The 1,501-nt window shown below is 60.5% G+C and carries 2 protein-coding genes; both read left to right on the top strand.

What is annotated here, in order from left to right; translation table 11 throughout:
- Nucleotides 1-657 (top strand): transposase (locus VGP39_RS14065; protein WP_327568712.1); only part of this gene is annotated, 657 nt, incomplete at its 5' end.
- Between the two features lie 59 nt (nt 658-716).
- Nucleotides 717-1,501, top strand: a 785-nt coding sequence (locus VGP39_RS14060; protein WP_327568711.1) for an IS4 family transposase, incomplete at its 3' end; no start/stop codon positions are given.

Genomic DNA, 1,501 nt, shown 5'->3' with positions numbered 1-1,501 from the left:
GCCTGCCAGCCGATCGCGGAGGCGATCACCGAAGCCGGCGGCGATTTTCTGCTGACCGCCAAGCCAGCCTCGCACAAGGCCCTCTACGACTTCATGCAGGGAACCGCCCGCAACGAGCGGACCATCACGCAGAAGACCGCGGGCAGACGCCTGACCTACCGCTATCGCTGGTTCGAGGGCGTTCCGCTGCGCGACAGCAAGGAGGCGATGCTGGTGAACTGGCTCGGCATCACCATCACGGACGCCAAAGGCAAAATCACCTACGACAACGCCTTCGTGACCTCACTGCCTGTCACGACCGACACCGTCGCCGAACTGGTGGCTTGTGCCAGGGCACGATGGAAAATCGAGAACGAAAGCTTCAACGTCCTCAAGTCCAACGGCTACCAACTCGAACACAATTTCGGCCACGGCAAGCAGAACCTCGCCATGATGTTCGCCACACTCAACCTCCTGGCCTTCGCGATCCACACGGTCTGTGACTGCCTCGAACAACTCTGGATCCATGCGAGAGCCGCCAAACGGGCCCGAAAGCGCTTCTTCGAGCACATCAGGACCATCACCGCCTATCTCGTTTTCCCCAATTGGAGAACTCTGTTGCAGACCCTGATCGACTCCAAGCCACCGCCCGACGTCGAAGCCCAACTCGCATCATGAGGCTCAGCGGGGGGATGACCATTTAGAATTGCTGATCAAGATGCGAAACCCTTGGCTGGTTGATCGCCAGCATCCTGACAGCCGGAACCGTTACTCTGACCCGGTTAGCACCTCCCATTGACAGCGCGGCGCACATCACCTCGGTGCATCGGCGGCTGGAGCGGTTCTTTACCGACGTGAGGCTGAACCAGGCTGAGGTCGCGCGGTTGGTGGTGGCGGCTCTGTCGCTGGCCGCCAAGCCGTGGCATCTGGCGATTGATCGCACCAACTGGCCATTTGGCAAGATCGATCTGAACCTGCTGGTGCTCAGCCTCGCTCATGGCGACGTGTGCATTCCGCTGTTCTGGCGCGTCCTCGACAAGGCGGGCAATTCCCATACCGCCGAGCGGATCGATCTGATGCCAGTGTTCAAGGCGACGTTCCCCGATCAGGCGGTAGCTTCGCTGACAGGCGACCGCGAATTCATCGGCAACGCCTGGATCGAATGGTTGCAGCAAGCTGCGATACCGCACTTTCTGCGCCTGCGCGAGGACATGCCGGTGTTCAATGACGGCCATGCCCCGTTGCCATTGCGCCAGCATGCCGCGCGTTTGAGACCCGGCGAACGCCTTGTGCTTAAGGGGTGCTGGCGCATTGGCGTTTCAGAGCCCAATGCTTCACCGCCGGTGCGCATCGTCATCCTGCGTCTCAAGACCGGCGAACGGCTGATCATCGCCAGCCGCAGCCGCCCGCAGCACGCGTTGAACATTTATCGCCAACGATGGAAAATCGAAACTCTGTTTGCCGCCCTGAAAACCCGTGGCTTCAATCTTGAAGCCACGCACATGACCGATCCTGCCAAGCT

The organism is Bradyrhizobium sp., assembly GCF_036009065.1.
In the GTDB taxonomy this organism is placed as follows: domain Bacteria; phylum Pseudomonadota; class Alphaproteobacteria; order Rhizobiales; family Xanthobacteraceae; genus Bradyrhizobium.
Note: the sequence above shows the minus strand (reverse complement) of the source record. Positions and strands in the feature narration are given on the sequence as shown.